General features: G+C 36.3%; 13 protein-coding genes and 2 pseudogenes. 12 read left to right on the top strand and 3 right to left on the bottom strand.

Annotation, left to right across the window (positions count from 1 at the left end):
* The first annotated feature begins 75 nt into the window (after window positions 1-75).
* The 3 genes from nblD (at window position 76) to F6K40_RS14075 (ending at window position 3,187) form a co-directional block, all read left to right on the top strand.
* The gene (gene nblD, locus F6K40_RS14065) at window positions 76-288 is read left to right on the top strand and encodes an NblD family protein (protein WP_293136832.1); all 213 of its coding nucleotides are present in this window, start codon (window positions 76-78) and stop codon (window positions 286-288) included.
* 560 nt (window positions 289-848) lie between these two features.
* Entirely contained in the window at window positions 849-1,634 is a 786-nt protein-coding gene (locus F6K40_RS14070; protein WP_293136834.1) for a hypothetical protein, read from the top strand.
* A 677-nt stretch (window positions 1,635-2,311) separates the two neighbouring features.
* The gene (locus F6K40_RS14075; RefSeq protein ID WP_293136836.1) at window positions 2,312-3,187 is read left to right on the top strand and encodes an alpha/beta fold hydrolase; all 876 of its coding nucleotides are present in this window, start codon (window positions 2,312-2,314) and stop codon (window positions 3,185-3,187) included.
* A gap of 54 nt (window positions 3,188-3,241) precedes the next feature.
* Here F6K40_RS14075 and F6K40_RS14080 read toward each other — a convergent pair whose 3' ends face one another.
* The gene (locus tag F6K40_RS14080; protein ID WP_293136838.1) at window positions 3,242-6,583 is read right to left on the bottom strand and encodes an efflux RND transporter permease subunit; all 3,342 of its coding nucleotides are present in this window, start codon (window positions 6,581-6,583) and stop codon (window positions 3,242-3,244) included.
* On the opposite strand from F6K40_RS14080, the gene F6K40_RS14085 reads away from it, so the two are divergent.
* A complete protein-coding gene (locus tag F6K40_RS14085) occupies window positions 6,483-6,782 on the top strand; it encodes a hypothetical protein (RefSeq protein ID WP_293136910.1) in 300 nt (99 codons plus the stop codon). The two genes, F6K40_RS14080 and F6K40_RS14085, sit on opposite strands and share 101 nt — an antisense overlap.
* A gap of 148 nt (window positions 6,783-6,930) precedes the next feature.
* Here the strand turns inward: F6K40_RS14085 and F6K40_RS14090 are convergent, their stop codons facing one another.
* Window positions 6,931-8,757, bottom strand: a complete 1,827-nt coding sequence (locus F6K40_RS14090) for an efflux RND transporter periplasmic adaptor subunit (protein ID WP_293136840.1) — start codon at window positions 8,755-8,757, stop codon at window positions 6,931-6,933.
* Window positions 8,758-9,508: 751 nt separating this feature from the next.
* On the opposite strand from F6K40_RS14090, the gene F6K40_RS14095 reads away from it, so the two are divergent.
* From F6K40_RS14095 to F6K40_RS14120, 8 genes and pseudogenes are all read left to right on the top strand, one after another.
* Complete coding sequence (locus F6K40_RS14095; protein WP_293136842.1) at window positions 9,509-9,943, top strand: tetratricopeptide repeat protein; 435 nt, start codon at window positions 9,509-9,511, stop codon at window positions 9,941-9,943.
* A gap of 35 nt (window positions 9,944-9,978) precedes the next feature.
* The gene (locus F6K40_RS14100) at window positions 9,979-10,935 is read left to right on the top strand and encodes a glutathione S-transferase family protein (RefSeq protein WP_293136844.1); all 957 of its coding nucleotides are present in this window, start codon (window positions 9,979-9,981) and stop codon (window positions 10,933-10,935) included.
* A 276-nt stretch (window positions 10,936-11,211) separates the two neighbouring features.
* On the top strand, window positions 11,212-11,298 hold the full coding sequence (locus tag F6K40_RS40845) for an element excision factor XisH family protein (RefSeq protein ID WP_365671421.1): 87 nt from the start codon (window positions 11,212-11,214) through the stop codon (window positions 11,296-11,298).
* A 146-nt stretch (window positions 11,299-11,444) separates the two neighbouring features.
* Window positions 11,445-11,780: pseudogene (locus F6K40_RS14105) on the top strand (element excision factor XisH family protein); the annotation flags it as partial.
* On the top strand, window positions 11,768-12,103 hold the full coding sequence (locus F6K40_RS14110) for a XisI protein (protein ID WP_293136846.1): 336 nt from the start codon (window positions 11,768-11,770) through the stop codon (window positions 12,101-12,103). The pseudogene F6K40_RS14105 and the gene F6K40_RS14110, both read left to right, overlap by 13 nt.
* Before the next feature lie 121 nt (window positions 12,104-12,224).
* A pseudogene (locus F6K40_RS40850) lies at window positions 12,225-12,386 on the top strand (element excision factor XisH family protein); the annotation flags it as partial.
* An 85-nt stretch (window positions 12,387-12,471) separates the two neighbouring features.
* The gene (locus F6K40_RS14115; protein WP_293136848.1) at window positions 12,472-12,765 is read left to right on the top strand and encodes an element excision factor XisI family protein; all 294 of its coding nucleotides are present in this window, start codon (window positions 12,472-12,474) and stop codon (window positions 12,763-12,765) included.
* A 364-nt stretch (window positions 12,766-13,129) separates the two neighbouring features.
* Window positions 13,130-13,300 (top strand): element excision factor XisI family protein, encoded by a 171-nt coding sequence (locus F6K40_RS14120; protein ID WP_365671401.1) that lies wholly within the window; start codon window positions 13,130-13,132, stop codon window positions 13,298-13,300.
* 458 nt (window positions 13,301-13,758) lie between these two features.
* On the opposite strand, the gene F6K40_RS14125 is transcribed toward F6K40_RS14120, so the two are convergent.
* Window positions 13,759-14,252 (bottom strand): hypothetical protein (locus F6K40_RS14125; protein WP_293136850.1); only part of this gene is annotated, 494 nt, incomplete at its 5' end.

Consider the following 14,252-nt stretch of genomic DNA (forward strand, 5'->3'; position numbering starts at 1 on the left):
TTCAAATTAAAGGGAAATGGTTATATACTTACTAATTACTAAATTAAGTCAATAAAAGCTCAAACGATAATAACCATGTCAGAAAATCAACAAGAAATCTGCCCAGTCTGTCAAGTCAAAATAGTAGATGGAGATAAAGTATTATTTTCCTCTGGCCACCCCGGTACTCGAGCCAAGCTATGGGCTCGTGTCTGCCAATATGTCCAGAAACAGGGTTGTATAAATCAAGAACCAGATGTAGTTGGAACTGTGAAACCTGAAGATTACTATAACCCTGATATTTCCTAGTACCCTTAGATATTGACTTCTAACTTCCTTGTTTCTAGATACATAGGTAAAACTTAATAAAAGCCTTAAGCTTAACATATCTATTCTATAAAAGGTATAAAGTATTTTCTTGAAAAGCTTCTGAGCTTTTGAGGGCTTATTAACTCTTGACTTATTTTTTTTGACTTATGACTAAAAAAACTTCCGAGCGTAGTCAAAATATTGTTCTAATTACTTCTTCAAAAAAAACTTGAAAGTCCTGAATAAATTTTTATCTATTAGGGTAGCATTAAAATACTTATTGTCGTAAAATTTTATTTCAAACTGCATATTTTTCCAGTTAATTTGTCTATAAAGTAATGCATTGTATTACAAATATTGCACTGTTAACATAAGGTTATAAATCTGAAGATAATTCTAAATTTGTAGAGAAAAGTAGTCATATTTTCGATTTTTATTGCATAAATTTAGTTATGATATTAATTAATGTCAGAAAATAGATACTTAATATTATCTTTTAGATGATAACCTATATTCTTTAGTTAAATAGTGCTGATTTAATCATACAGTGAAATCAAATAATGAATCAGACTGTAGCGTTTATTGTAGGATGTATTTTAACGGGGGTCTTAATTGTCCTCTTACTGATGGGTTGGATTGTATTTGGCAAATCATCTCTTGATGATCAAATGAAATTGCCAATACCATCCCCTTCGCCCTCAGTAACATTTTCATCTCCTCCAAAAGTTTCTTCTTCTCCCCTAGTAACTGCCTTACCTCAGCCCCTACCACTACCACCCCCACCTATTTCAGTTCCTTCTGCTCCTGACTTCAAGAATTATAAGTTGGAACAAGAAATTAGAAATCAATCTGAACAACAACGTTCAGCTTACGATCAACTGAAAACTCAACTACAACAGCAAATACTTGATACGCGACAGTTGAAAACTCAGTTAGAACAACAGTGGGGAGAAATACAACAACTCAGACTCCAACAAGATCAATTAAGGCTGGAAAATGATCGACTATTGGTTCAAGTCCAACAGCAAGAACGTTTGATTTCTGGCTTAAGTCTACAGCAAGGTATAGATAACTATAATCAAAGATCGTCCAATAGTTCTGCAAATTATTTAGAAAAAGGTTTGCTATGGTTTATTGGAGGAATAATACTAGCTATTTTACTTTTAGGTGGTGGGATTATTTTAATTGGGATGATTATTTTATTTGCCCAACCTCAACGGCGAGCTTCTTACAATAATAAGAGTACAACTCAAAATATTAATGTTCCTTGGGAGTACACAATTTATGAGCAGGAACCAACTAATTTTTTACCTCCTTATATTGACAGGAATAAACGGATGAAATAATTAAATTAAGTGATAATTATTAAACATCTCCATAAAAGAGGGAACAGGGAACAGGGAACAGGCAATAGTAATTGATAATTTCTGGATAATAATTGATTTTATTTTCAATTTTTGGAGATATCTATTCAATTAATTAAAAATCATAAAAAATCGTATATACAATAAGTATATAAGTTTCTCCAATATCTGTTGGAGAGAATATTTTTTATAAATAAAACCACTTAAATAAAAGGATGCTATCAAGATTCTACGTATAAGAAACTTCTATATCTAGAATTGTAGAAGCTTCCTATGCAAGCATTCAGCTATTAGCAGTTAGTTCTCAGCAATAAAAATGAACAATGTAGCTTGATAGACTATTAAGGTTATAGGGAAAAATATGCTTAGTATAAAATCCTATAGCAGTATGTCTTTTCAGGGCTATTTCTTTCTCTGAGGTTAGTCACAAAAATATAAAGGTTAGAGTAGCTTTTGCTCATTTCTGAAGTAATACTTTTTCGTAGAATGAAATAGCCCTGATGTCTTTTGGTTAAGACAATAAATTTTGGTTTTAAAGGAATAGGAAATAAGAAACAGAGGAATTTCCTAACCTATTTCCATAGCGCTATATCAACTCAAATATATTCCCATTTTCTACTTTGCAATTTAAAATTAGAGTGATGATTTGAGAGGTATCAATGTCAATAAAAGAGAATCTTTTTCCAAGTAATTTTATCGCAGCAAATGGTATTAATCTCCATTATGTTACTCAAGGCTCAGGCCCATTAATGTTAATGTTACATGGATTCCCTGAATTTTGGTATTCTTGGAGACATCAAATACCTGAATTTGCTCAAGATTATAAAGTAGTTGCCCTAGATTTGAGAGGGTACAATGAAAGTGATAAACCTGAAGAAAAATCTGCTTATGTTATGGCAGAATTTATCAAAGATATAGAAGGAGTAATCAAAGAATTAGGTTACGAAAATTGCGTTTTAGTAGGACATGATTGGGGAGGTGCAATAGCTTGGTGTTTTGCTTATGCACATCCAGAAATGGTAGAAAAATTAATTGTAATGAATATTCCTCATCCTGCAAAATTTACTGAAGGATTAGGTACTCCAGAGCAACTTTTAAAAAGTTGGTATATATTTTTCTTTCAATTGCCTTTTTTCCCTGAATTGATGTTTGAATTTGATGATTATCAGGCTATTGGTTCTGCATTTAAAAATATGGCCGTGGATAAATCTGCCTTTACTGAAGCTGATTTAGAAGTATATAAAGATGCTGCAGCTAAACGAGGTGCTTTAACTGCAATGATTAATTATTATCGTAATATTTTTTCTGGCTTTTTCGATCGGCAAGAGTGGGGAGTGCTAAGAATTCCTACTTTAATGATTTGGGGAAAAAATGATACTGCTTTAGGAACAGAATTAACTTATGGTACCGAAGAATATGTAGAAAGTTTTCAACTTCGTTATATTCCTAACTGTAGTCATTGGGTACAACAAGAACAACCTGAATTAGTTAATCAATATATGCGAGAATTTTTGAGTAATATCATGTCCGGTTGAATACTTACTCTTTGGAGGCGGTTTGAGCAAAACAAGGGCAAAAAAATTACTCCCTTACTCTCCTACTCCAGTTTCCGTAGTAGAATCAGCTTGATTTTCTGATGCACCATTAGCTACAGTATGCCCATTATGATTGTCTTTGATACCATCATCAAGAGATTGAGAACCATTAGAATAATAATTGCCATTATCATCTGGAAAACTATCCCGATCTGACTTTTCAGGTTTTTCCCCCTTCAAAAATCTAGATTCAAAATTTTTAACAGCGATATATAAGTTAGGAGTAATCAACAAACTCAACACAGTACCAAATAACATTCCGCCAAATATTGCAGTACCCAGAGACCAACGACTGCTCGAACCTGCTCCGGTAGCAATAACCAGTGGCATAAAACCAATCAAACTAGAAATTGCTGTCATCTGAATCGGGCGAAAACGCTGTTCTGCTGCTGTGATTGCTGCTTTTTTAATGCTCAATCCTTTATCTCGTAACTGGTTTGCAAATTCTACAATCAAAATTGAGTTCTTAGAAGCTAAACCAATTAACATCACTAGGGCAACCTGAGCATACACGTCATTAGTCACAACTGGCCAAACACTACCCGCCATCAGTATATTTGCTCGGAACCAAATTGCAACTAAAGCTCCTAATACCGCCAGTGGTACTGAGAGCATAATAATCATGGGATCGATATAACTTTCGTATTGTGCTGCTAGTACCAAAAATACCATCACAAATCCCAAGCCAAAAATAACCGGTGCTGCACCACCAGAAGATTTTTCCTCTAACGCACTACCCTGCCAAGCATAGCCAAAACCAGGATCTAACAATTTTCCTGAAGCGTCCTCCATAGCAGCGATCGCTTGCCCAGAACTATAACCAGGAGCAGGTCCACCTTGAATTTTCATAGAACGGAAAATATTGTAATGGGTAATAATCTCCGGTCCGACAAAATCCTCTATTTTCACTAAATTACCTAAAGGAATCATCTCTCCATTAAGAGAGCGGACGTATAATTGATCTATATCCTCTGGTTTCGCTCGAAATTCTGGCGCTGCTTGAACATAAACTCGATATTGACGTTGCCCTAATACAAAGTCATTGACATAAGATGAACCCAAATAAGTTTGCAGGGTGGCAAATATATCATCAATATTAACATTTAATGCCTTGGCGCGATCGCGTAATACTTCTATTTTTTTCTGAGGTTTATTGGCGCTAAATAGACTGTAAACAGCTTGTATACTAGGATATTCTGGGGAATTACCTGCTCCAATTAACCGATAACCATTTTCGAGTAATGCTTGAATAGGCAGATTTCCAGTACGCTCTTGCAATTGATATTCAAAACCTCCGGTACTACCTAATCCTTGTACTGGTGGGGCGTTGACAGCAAAGGCGTTCACTTCTTTTATTCCTTGCAATGCTCCATTTAATTTTCTGGTTACCCCGTAAACAGACTGTTGTGGTAGGGTTCGTTCTTCCCAAGGCTTCAGTAAGACAAAAAATACCCCCTGACTGGGGTTGAAACCATCAAAACCAAAACCAGCTATCCCAAAACTAGATTTAACTTCATCAATTTTCTCAATTTCCTGTTGAATTTTGTCTGCGGCATTAACTGTATAATTCAAGGAAACTCCATCGGAAGCTTGATAAACTACAATAAAATAACCTTGGTCTTCTTCAGGAACAAACCCACTGGGAACTATAGTGTACATCCAAACAGTTGCGACTAAACCCGCGATAAAAATACCCATGACAAGGATGTTGATGCGAGTCAGAAAGCTGACTAATTTAGCGTACTTGTCTTGTAACCAACCAAAACCCTGATTAAACTTATCAAATATCCAACCTAACGGACCTGTTGCTTCCTGTCTTTCCCGCAGTAATAGTCCGGCAATACTAGGGGAGAAAGTAAGGGCGTTAAAAGTTGAACAGGCAACAGCAAAAGCAATAGTCAGAGCAAACTGTTTGTAAATTACTCCTGTTGTTCCGGGGAAAAAAGAAACAGGGATAAACACCGCCATTAATACTAAAGAAGTAGCGATCGTTGCTCCCGTGAGTTCTTCCATTGCATCTAATGCTGCTTGCCTTGCTTTCATTCCTACCTCAATTTTACTGGAGACTGCCTCCACAATCACGATCGCATCATCTACCACCAGACCTGATGCCAAGGTACAAGCAAATAATGTTAGGGTGTTAATTTCAAAATTTAACATTTTTAAACCCGCCATTGCCCCAATTAGAGCGACAGGAATAGCGATCGCTGGAATCAAAGTAGCTCGCCAGTCTTGCAAGAAAATGAAGATAATCAAAACAACTAAGCTCACTGCCTGGAGTAGAGTAATTACCACCTCTTGCAGGGATACTTCCACAAATAATGTTGTATCGTAGGCAATATCATATTTTAATCCTGGTGGAAAACTCTCGCTGAGTGCTGCCATTGTGGCTTTTACTTGTCTTGCTGTTGCGAGAGCGTTACTGCCTGGTAATTGATAGATTCCTAAACCTGCTGTTGGAACGCCATTATATGTAGCAGCAAGATCGTAATTTTCCGCTCCGAGTTCTGCTCTACCTACATCTCTGACTTTAACCAAAGTACCATTTTCACCGACTCTGAGTACCAAATCTTCAAATTCTTCAGCATTTTTCATCCTCCCAATAGCTTGTAGAGGAATTTCATAAACTAAATCTGGTGGAGCTGGGTTTTGACCAATTTTTCCTGCTCCTACTTGAATATTTTGTTCTCGCAAAGCATTAACTACATCCTGAGCAGTTAATTCGCGAGCTGCCATTTTCTGGGGATTAAGCCAAATCCGCATGGCATATTTTCGTTCCCCAAAAATTGTAGCTTGACCGACTCCAGGAATACGTTTGACCTGATCTAAAATGTTGAGGTCAATGTAGTTACTCATAAAGTTATCGTTGTAGTAAAAGTTGCCATTTTCATCTTTTTCTGAGTAAGTGGCAATTACTAACAAAATATTAGGGGATGCAGCTTCTACTGTGACACCAGTTTGTCTGATCGAGTCTGGTAGGGAGGGTTCTGCTTGAGATACTCGGTTTTGAACGTTAACTTTAGCAATGTTGCGGTCTACATCATTCGGGAATACAATGTTAATACTTGTCTGACCGCTATTACTGGTGTTGGAGTACATATATTTCATGTCTTCAACACCGTTAATTTCTCGTTCTAAAATTGTGGTTACAGTATTTTCAGTAGTTTGAGCATCAGCACCAATATAGGTTGAACTTACTTGAATCTGGGTATTAGCAAGTTGGGGTAATTGAGCAATGGGCAACAATGGAATTGAGATTGTCCCCGCTAATACGATTAGAATTGTACAAACCGTCGTTAAGACAGGTCGTTTGATAAAGTTGTCAGCAATACTCATAATTCAGTTATCAGTTATCAGTTATCAGTTACCAGTTATTCAGTTATCAGTTTCAAAGCAAGACACGGATTTGGCCACGGATGCACAGATGGATATTTCAGTTATTAGTTGTCAGTTGTTAGTTAACAATACCGAAATCAGGGCAAGACACCGATGCAACATTGAAGGTGTGTCAATCCACTACTACAGTAACTCTTAATCCGTGTATCCGTGCCATAATCCTTGTCTTGCCACCATTGCCCCATCACCCCATTTTCTAATGCAACATTTACAGCGGTTTAATGATGAATAAACCACAATCATACTGACTCCTTGCTCATTACTTCTTACTCATTACTCCTTACTCCTTACTCATTACTCCCCTGCTCCCCTACTCCTCCACTCCCCTGTTCCGAATCATCAGCAATAGGAACGCCATTCTGGAGTTTCACTACGCCAGAGACCACGATATTGTCGCTTCCCTTTAATCCCTCAGTTACCTGATAAGTTTGACCTTGAATGCTTCCCAATTTTACAGGTTTCTGAGTTGCAATCAACTTTTTCTCACCATCCATAATTTTCTCTTCTGCCAAAAACACAAAAGCTTGATCTCCGATCCGCATAACAGCAGTAATGGGAACGGTTAATCCTTGCTTTTCTTCCCAAATAACTTTTGCTATTACCTGTTGGTTAGTTTTCAGTTTCCCTTCTGCATTGTTATATATTGCTTTTACCAAAACAGTTTGAGTTTCTTGACCAGCATCTGGAGAGATGAAAGATACTCGACTGCTGCCAATTAACTGCCCCGTATTCTGATTTATTAACTTAACTTGCGTACCCAGTCTAATCTGAGGCAGTCGATCTATGGGAATATCAATATTAACTTCTAAAGTCTTGTTGTCTTGAATAGTAGTTAGTGCAGTTTGAGTATCTACATAATCACCAACTTTGGGTCCGACATTTCCAACGACTCCACTGATAGGAGCAACAATATCGTAATATTGTAACTCTACTTGCTCTACTACTGCATTTGCTTGAGCTTGTTGTAGTTGACCTCGAGCTTGAACTACCTGACTTTCCTGAGATGCAATTCGTTCATCTTGACTAGCTATTTGAGCATCTAGAGTTTCAATGCGACGTTCCAAATCTTTTCTAGCACTTTCAACTTGTGCTTCAGAAGCTTCAATAACTTCTCTTTGAGCCGCTATTTGAGCATCTAAGGTAGTTGTACGTCTTTGTAAATCTTTTCTAGCACTTTCAACCTGTGCTTTAGAAGCTTCAATAACTTCTCTTTGAGCAGCTATTTGAGCATCTAAGGTAGTTGTACGTCTTTGTAAATCTTTTCTGGCACTTTCAACCCGTGCTTCTGCTGCTTCAATTTCTTGATCTATGTTATCTATTTCTGCTTTAGCTTGTTTAATATCGCGGGTAGCTTGCTCAAATCTTTCTTTGGTAACTACTCCCTGTTCGTATAGTGTGGAAAATCTAACTTCTTCAATTTTTTGGTATTCTAAAGTTGCTTCTCTTCTCTGTTTTTCAGCTCTCTGCGCTCGTAAAGATGCTTCAGTATCATCTAGCTGTGCTTCTTCGGATAAGGAACTAGACTCAGCAATTAATCTATTTAGCTCTTGACGTTGTGACCCCAAATTTGCTTGAGCATTCTGTAAATTAGCCTCTTCTGATAGGGAACCAGACTCAGCTAACAACCTATTGAGTTCCTGACGTTCTCGCCGGAGGTTAGCTCTAGCATTTTCCAGATTTGCTCGCTCCGAATTTAATTCTCTTTGGGCAATTAGTTCCCTTTTATCATCTCTCAAGGATCTTTGTTGAGCCTCTGCACTATCCAATTGTGCCTTAGCTGAACCTATCTGAGCAATATTACTATCAAGAACTGCTTGTTGTCGAGAGGGGTCTATTTGTAGTATGGGGTCTCCTTTTTTAACCTGGTTCCCTAATGATACAAATACTTGGCTTACTTGTCCACTAACCCTTGGTGTAATAGTTGCTCTTTCTTTTCCTTCTACTGTTGCGACATACTCTGTATTTTCTGCAACTTGAGTCTCATCAACTCTTGCTATTTTAACTGCAGTAGGTGGAAATGCTGGTGGTGGTGGGGCACCTCCACAAGAACTTAACAAGAGGGCGGATAATAGCAAGGGCCAGTATTTAGTTTGTTTGACTAATTTGCTATCCATCTTAAATAAATTTTTAGACAATCAATATAATCAGGACTTACGCAAATTCTTAGACAATACGCTATTTGTAGAGGGCGAATGCCATTCGCCCCTACTAGATATGGAGGTTATGGGTAAGTCCTGATAATATATACAAAATATTATATATATAGCAGGGAACAGGGAACAGGGAACAGGGAACAGGGAATAGTTGGAAAAGTGTTTCCTAGTCTAAGATTCATCATCAGTCCATGTCCTAACCAATTCTTTCTTAGCTATAGATATAGCAATCCTAAATAGGTTGTAAGATTTTATCGTAGGGGTTTGGTCTCCAAACCCAAGTGCCAAGGGATTTGGAAACCAAACCCCTACAGTTTTTTTTCACAAATGATTTCTTATGGCTATATAAATCAAAAAAAAGAAAATCATAATAAGTCACTCAAAATAATAGTGTAGAGGCTAGTTTACATTTGATTAAATATTTATTAGACCTCTCCGGAAAAGAGAGAACAGGGAACAGGGAACAGGGAACAGGGAACAGGAAGAAGTAATTGATAATTTCTGGATAAGAATTGATTCTATTTTGAATTTTCGGAGATGTCTATTTGACAGAGTATAAAAAAACTAAAATTATTTTATATTAAATCAGAATATTATATATTATCCTACGGTTAAAATTCTTTTGAGAAAAAGTTAATTTTAGGCTTCTATAACTTGATAATTACATCTTGAATCGCTATGATTTGATTGAATTAAAACTATATCATTAAGTATGGAAATCACAAATTTTCTGACTTGGTTTATCTGTATTGGATTGATAGCTAGCATTGGTATTGGTACAATGATATATGCTTATAGTGGACAAGGAAGTATTTCTGTCCTATTTACAGAACCAATATTAATATCATCAGACGCAGAAACAGCAGTAAATTTTCAACAAGGATGTGAAGCTTTTCAAGTAGGAAATTATCAACAAGCTATAAATAAATTTACTGAAGCTATACAAAATAATTCTCATATTGCTGAAGCTTATCATAATCGAGGTTTAGCTTTTGCTAATCTACGTCAAGATGACGAAAGTGTAACAAATTTATTACAAGCAGGAGAATTATATATCCAAGAGGGAAACCAAGAAGCTATAGCAACTGTCAAAAAAAACCTAGAATTATTGAAAGCGAGAAAAGACTCTAGGAAAACTGTCACTTAATTGATATGATGTGATTATCTTTTTAGGAGGTCAAAATGGGTTTAGGTATTTTAATTGATGGTAAGTGGATTTCTGAAAGGGAACAAGAAGATGCTCAAGGTAGATTTATTCGCCCTCAGACCACTTTTCGTAATAAAATTACAGCAGATGGTTCTAGTGGCTTTAAGGCAGAAGCAGGACGTTATCATTTATACATTTCTTGGGCTTGTCCTTGGGCACATCGAACTGCTATTATGCGCAAACTGAAAGGCTTAGAAGATGCTATTAGTTTGTCAGTTGTAGGTGCTGTAATTGACCAAAATAGTTGGGAATTTACTGATGAACCAGGCTCTATTCCTGATACTATTAATAATCATAGTTATCTTTGGCAACTTTATCTTCAGGCAGATTCAAATTATAGTGGTAGGGTGACTGTTCCTGTACTTTGGGATAAACAAACAAGTACAATAGTTAATAATGAATCCCGTGAAATTATTCGGATGCTTGATACTGAGTTTAGTGGTATTGCTCAAAATGATGTAAATTTATGTCCTGAAGATTTATACGATAAGATTGAAGAAACTATTGATAAGATTTACCAACCTATTAATAATGGTGTCTATCGAGCAGGTTTTGCTGGTTCTCAGTTAGCTTATGATGAGGGAGTAAAAGATTTATTTGCAGCTTTAGATAGTTGGGAAGACGTCTTGTCAAAACAACGTTATTTGTGTGGCGATCGCCTAACTGAAGCTGATATTTGTTTGTTTACTACTTTGGTTCGTTTCGATCCGGTTTATTATGTTCATTTCAAGTGTAATTTACGCCATATTTGGGAATATCCAAATCTGGGGAATTATTTGAAGGATATTTATCAACATCCAGGGATAAAAGAGACTTGTAATTTTGACCATATTAAACGGCATTATTACATCAGTCATCCCAAGGTTAATCCTACTAAAATTGTGCCTGTTGGTCCAGAGATAGATTTAGATTCTCCTCATAACCGTGGGTAAATGTAAGGTAAGCATTCAGCTATTAATATCTGAATTTTGACAATGTAAGTGAATAGGAAAGAGGGAAAAAGACAGATGTTAACATAGAAAGTTTATACTCTTTCTTTTTTCCTTGTTTCCTTAATATAACTCCTAAATGATTTGTGAAAGAAACTGTAGGGGTTTGGTCTCCAAACCCAAGCGAAGAAAAACTGTTATATTTTCAATCTAATCGCTAAATATGCTCCCTAGTGACCCAATTATTATGATAATTACTGATAACTTATAACTGAAAATATGCCTGCTAAAGATATTTTTCATAATGCTGTCAAATTAGGATTAGAAAAAGAAGGATGGTTAAGGAAGTCAGAAGTTAGAAGTTAGAAGTCAGAAGTTGTTTTTGTAAAGAGGGATTTTGAGCAATCCTATAAGAACATTTTGCCAATCAAGGCGGAGTAAATGAGCCAATTATTATGATAATTACAAATGAAAACTGATAACTGATAACTGATAACTGAAATGACCCTTTACATTTAGATTTTGGTGGGGTAGAAATTTATATTGATTTAGGTGCAGAAAAAGTTATTACCGCTGAAAGAGCAGGAGAAAAAATTGCTGTTGAAGTGAAAAGTTTTATTAGTAATTCCCCAATTTCTGAGTTTCACAAAGCATTAGGGCAGTTTATTAATTATCAAACTGTATTAAGTCAAAAGGAACCAGAACGTGAATTATATTTGGCTGTTCCTCAGACAACTTATGCAGAATTTTTTAAACTTGAATTAATTCAACTTGTCATTAAAAACCAATATATTAAATTAATTATTTATAATCCAGCACAGGAGACAATTGCACAATGGATAAAGTAGATAAATATGGGGAAATAATTCAAAAAGTCATTCAGGAATATGCAGGCGATCGCTACACCAGAAAAGATGTCGATCGAGAATTAATTTTTGACACTAAAAATCATCATTATCAAATAGTTAATGTGGGTTGGGAAGGCGATCATCGTGTTTATAGATGTGTTCTACATTTTGATATTAAGGGAGAGAAAATATGGCTGCAATATAATGGTACAGAAGTTGATTTTGGAGAGGAATTAGTAAAAGCAGGAGTGCCTCATCAGGATATTGTCATTGGTTTTCATTCTCCGTTTATGCGTCAGTTTACGGAATATGCTGTCAGTTAATTAATTAGGACTTACGCAAAGAAACCCGGTTTCTACGATAAATTGTTGTTTTGAGCAATAGATGTCTACGAGAAACCGGGTTTCTGGGTTCACATGGCTTTAGTCCTGATTAAGTCAAAAGGAACCAGAACGTGAATTATATTTGGCTTTTCCTCAGACAACTTATGAAGAATTTTTTCAACTAGAATTAATTCAACTTGTCATTAAAAATCAATATATTAAATTAATTAGGACTTACGCAAAGAAACCCGGTTTCTACGATAAATCGTTGTTTTGGCAATAGATGTCTAGGAGAAACCGGGTTTCTGGGTTCACATGGCTTTAGTCCTGTTAATTATTTATAATCCAGCACAGGAGACAATTACAGAATGGATAAAGTAGATAAATATGGGGAAATAATTCAAAAAGTCATTCAGGAATATGCAGGCGATCGCTACACCAGAAAAGATGTCGATCGAGAATTAATTTTTGATACGAAAAATCATCATTATCAAATTGTTCATGTCGGTTGGGAAGGCGATCGTCGTGTTTATGGTTGTGTTCTACATTTTGATATTAAGGGAGGCTTTGTTGTAATAGCCATAGAAAATCCGTTACGCTTTTCGGTTGTACCCGACATGAAGGGTGAACCTAGTGGCAGCTATATCACCCTCTTTCTATAGATTGATGTTTGATTCATTTATTGGCCAATAGTTAAATCGCTAAAAACCTTTACAGGTATAACTTTCAGCCTTTTTTTATCTAAGGTTGCTTGCTGCTTGATGTTTAATTTATTTATTGGCCAATAGTTAAATCGCTAAAAGCCTTTACAGGTATAACTTTCAGCCTTTTTTTATCTAAGGTTGCTTGTTGCTTGATGTTTAATTTATTTATTGGCCAATAGTTAAATCGCTAAAAGCCTTTACAGGTATAACTTTCAGCCTTTTTTTATCTAAGGTTGCTTGTTGCTTGATGTTTGATTTATTTATTGGACAATAGTTGTAGAAGTATGAAGTACATGGATCTTGGATCTTGTGCGGTAGCTATATGTTTTCATACAACAAAGCCATTAAGGGAGAAAAAATATGGCTACAATACAATGGTACAGAAATTGATTTTGGTGAGGAATTAGTTAAAGCAGGAGTGCCTCATCAGGATATTGTCATTGGTTTTCATTCTCCGTTTATGCGTCAGTTTACGGAATATGCTGTAAGTTAATAATGTTATCAGAAATCCTCTTTATATCCCCCCTGCCCCCCTTTGTAAGCTATCCCTTATAAGGAACTCTTGAAACCCTTGTGGGAGGGTGGGGAGGATGGGGAGGATGGGGAGGAGGGGGAGGAAGAATTCTGTCTACATTCATAAAAAAGTGTATTGAAAAATACTCTTTTCTCCTGAAAAAGCCGATTCAAGACTTAAACATAACTTGTCTATGTTGTCAAGTTTTATGTTAAGAAAGATGTTTATAAAGCATAGCTTTGTAAGGGGGGAGCCAACAAAAAGTCCCCCTTTCTAAGGGGGGAGCCAACAAAAAGTCCCCCTTAGAAAGGGGGATTTAGGGGGATTGTAAATGTACCTCGTTAAGCAGAAAAGTGCTATAATATTGTTTCTACCCTCAGTAGGGGGAAACGACCGTTTGCCCCTACAAGTAAATTATTGATACTAGAGGTTTGAGATTATTTGCCTTTCCTGAAACGATAAGCAACAGCACCAAATATTAATAAACCTATTGCAGAAGTTGGTTCGGGAACTGGAGTAGGTTCGGGTTCAGAACCTTCTACTGACAGTGGAGAAAAATTATCAAATGCAAGCCCAACACCTCTTGCACTTCCTGTATAGACTAGGCGAACAGCATGAATATCTTTTTGTGGGCGGTCAAAAGACCAAAACCAAGGAGAAGCTTCTAAGGGAGCAGTTTCTAAGGGAAAAGTACCAGCAGGACTGACAATAGAATCAATCACTGATAAATTAGAACCCAGTGCTTGAACTTCCCATTGTTCAAATGTTCCTCCTCCGCGAGGATCAATATCCCAAATTTCAGCCGATGCAGCTCTTGTGGGAGAAGTATAAGAAATTAGAACAGATTCACCAACATTAGCTATCGAACCAACTCCCCGTAGGAAAAAACTACCTAACCTCTCTTCAAAACCAGGAGCAGCTGTATCAGGTC

It is taken from the genome of Okeania sp. SIO3I5 (assembly GCF_010672085.1).
Lineage (GTDB): Bacteria > Cyanobacteriota > Cyanobacteriia > Cyanobacteriales > Microcoleaceae > Trichodesmium.

Coding starts and splice junctions, on each gene's coding strand:
- F6K40_RS14080 (WP_293136838.1), bottom strand. CDS start 6,583: ATGAGTATTGCTGACAACTTTATCAAACGACCTGTCTTAACGACGGTT.
- F6K40_RS14070 (WP_293136834.1), top strand. CDS start 849: ATGAATCAGACTGTAGCGTTTATTGTAGGATGTATTTTAACGGGGGTC.
- F6K40_RS14120 (WP_365671401.1), top strand. CDS start 13,130: ATGTTTTCATACAACAAAGCCATTAAGGGAGAAAAAATATGGCTACAA.
- F6K40_RS14085 (WP_293136910.1), top strand. CDS start 6,483: ATGGGCAACAATGGAATTGAGATTGTCCCCGCTAATACGATTAGAATT.
- F6K40_RS40845 (WP_365671421.1), top strand. CDS start 11,212: ATGCCTGCTAAAGATATTTTTCATAATGCTGTCAAATTAGGATTAGAA.
- F6K40_RS14090 (WP_293136840.1), bottom strand. CDS start 8,757: ATGGATAGCAAATTAGTCAAACAAACTAAATACTGGCCCTTGCTATTA.
- F6K40_RS14100 (WP_293136844.1), top strand. CDS start 9,979: ATGGGTTTAGGTATTTTAATTGATGGTAAGTGGATTTCTGAAAGGGAA.
- F6K40_RS14110 (WP_293136846.1), top strand. CDS start 11,768: ATGGATAAAGTAGATAAATATGGGGAAATAATTCAAAAAGTCATTCAG.
- F6K40_RS14095 (WP_293136842.1), top strand. CDS start 9,509: ATGGAAATCACAAATTTTCTGACTTGGTTTATCTGTATTGGATTGATA.
- F6K40_RS14115 (WP_293136848.1), top strand. CDS start 12,472: ATGGATAAAGTAGATAAATATGGGGAAATAATTCAAAAAGTCATTCAG.
- nblD (WP_293136832.1), top strand. CDS start 76: ATGTCAGAAAATCAACAAGAAATCTGCCCAGTCTGTCAAGTCAAAATA.
- F6K40_RS14075 (WP_293136836.1), top strand. CDS start 2,312: ATGTCAATAAAAGAGAATCTTTTTCCAAGTAATTTTATCGCAGCAAAT.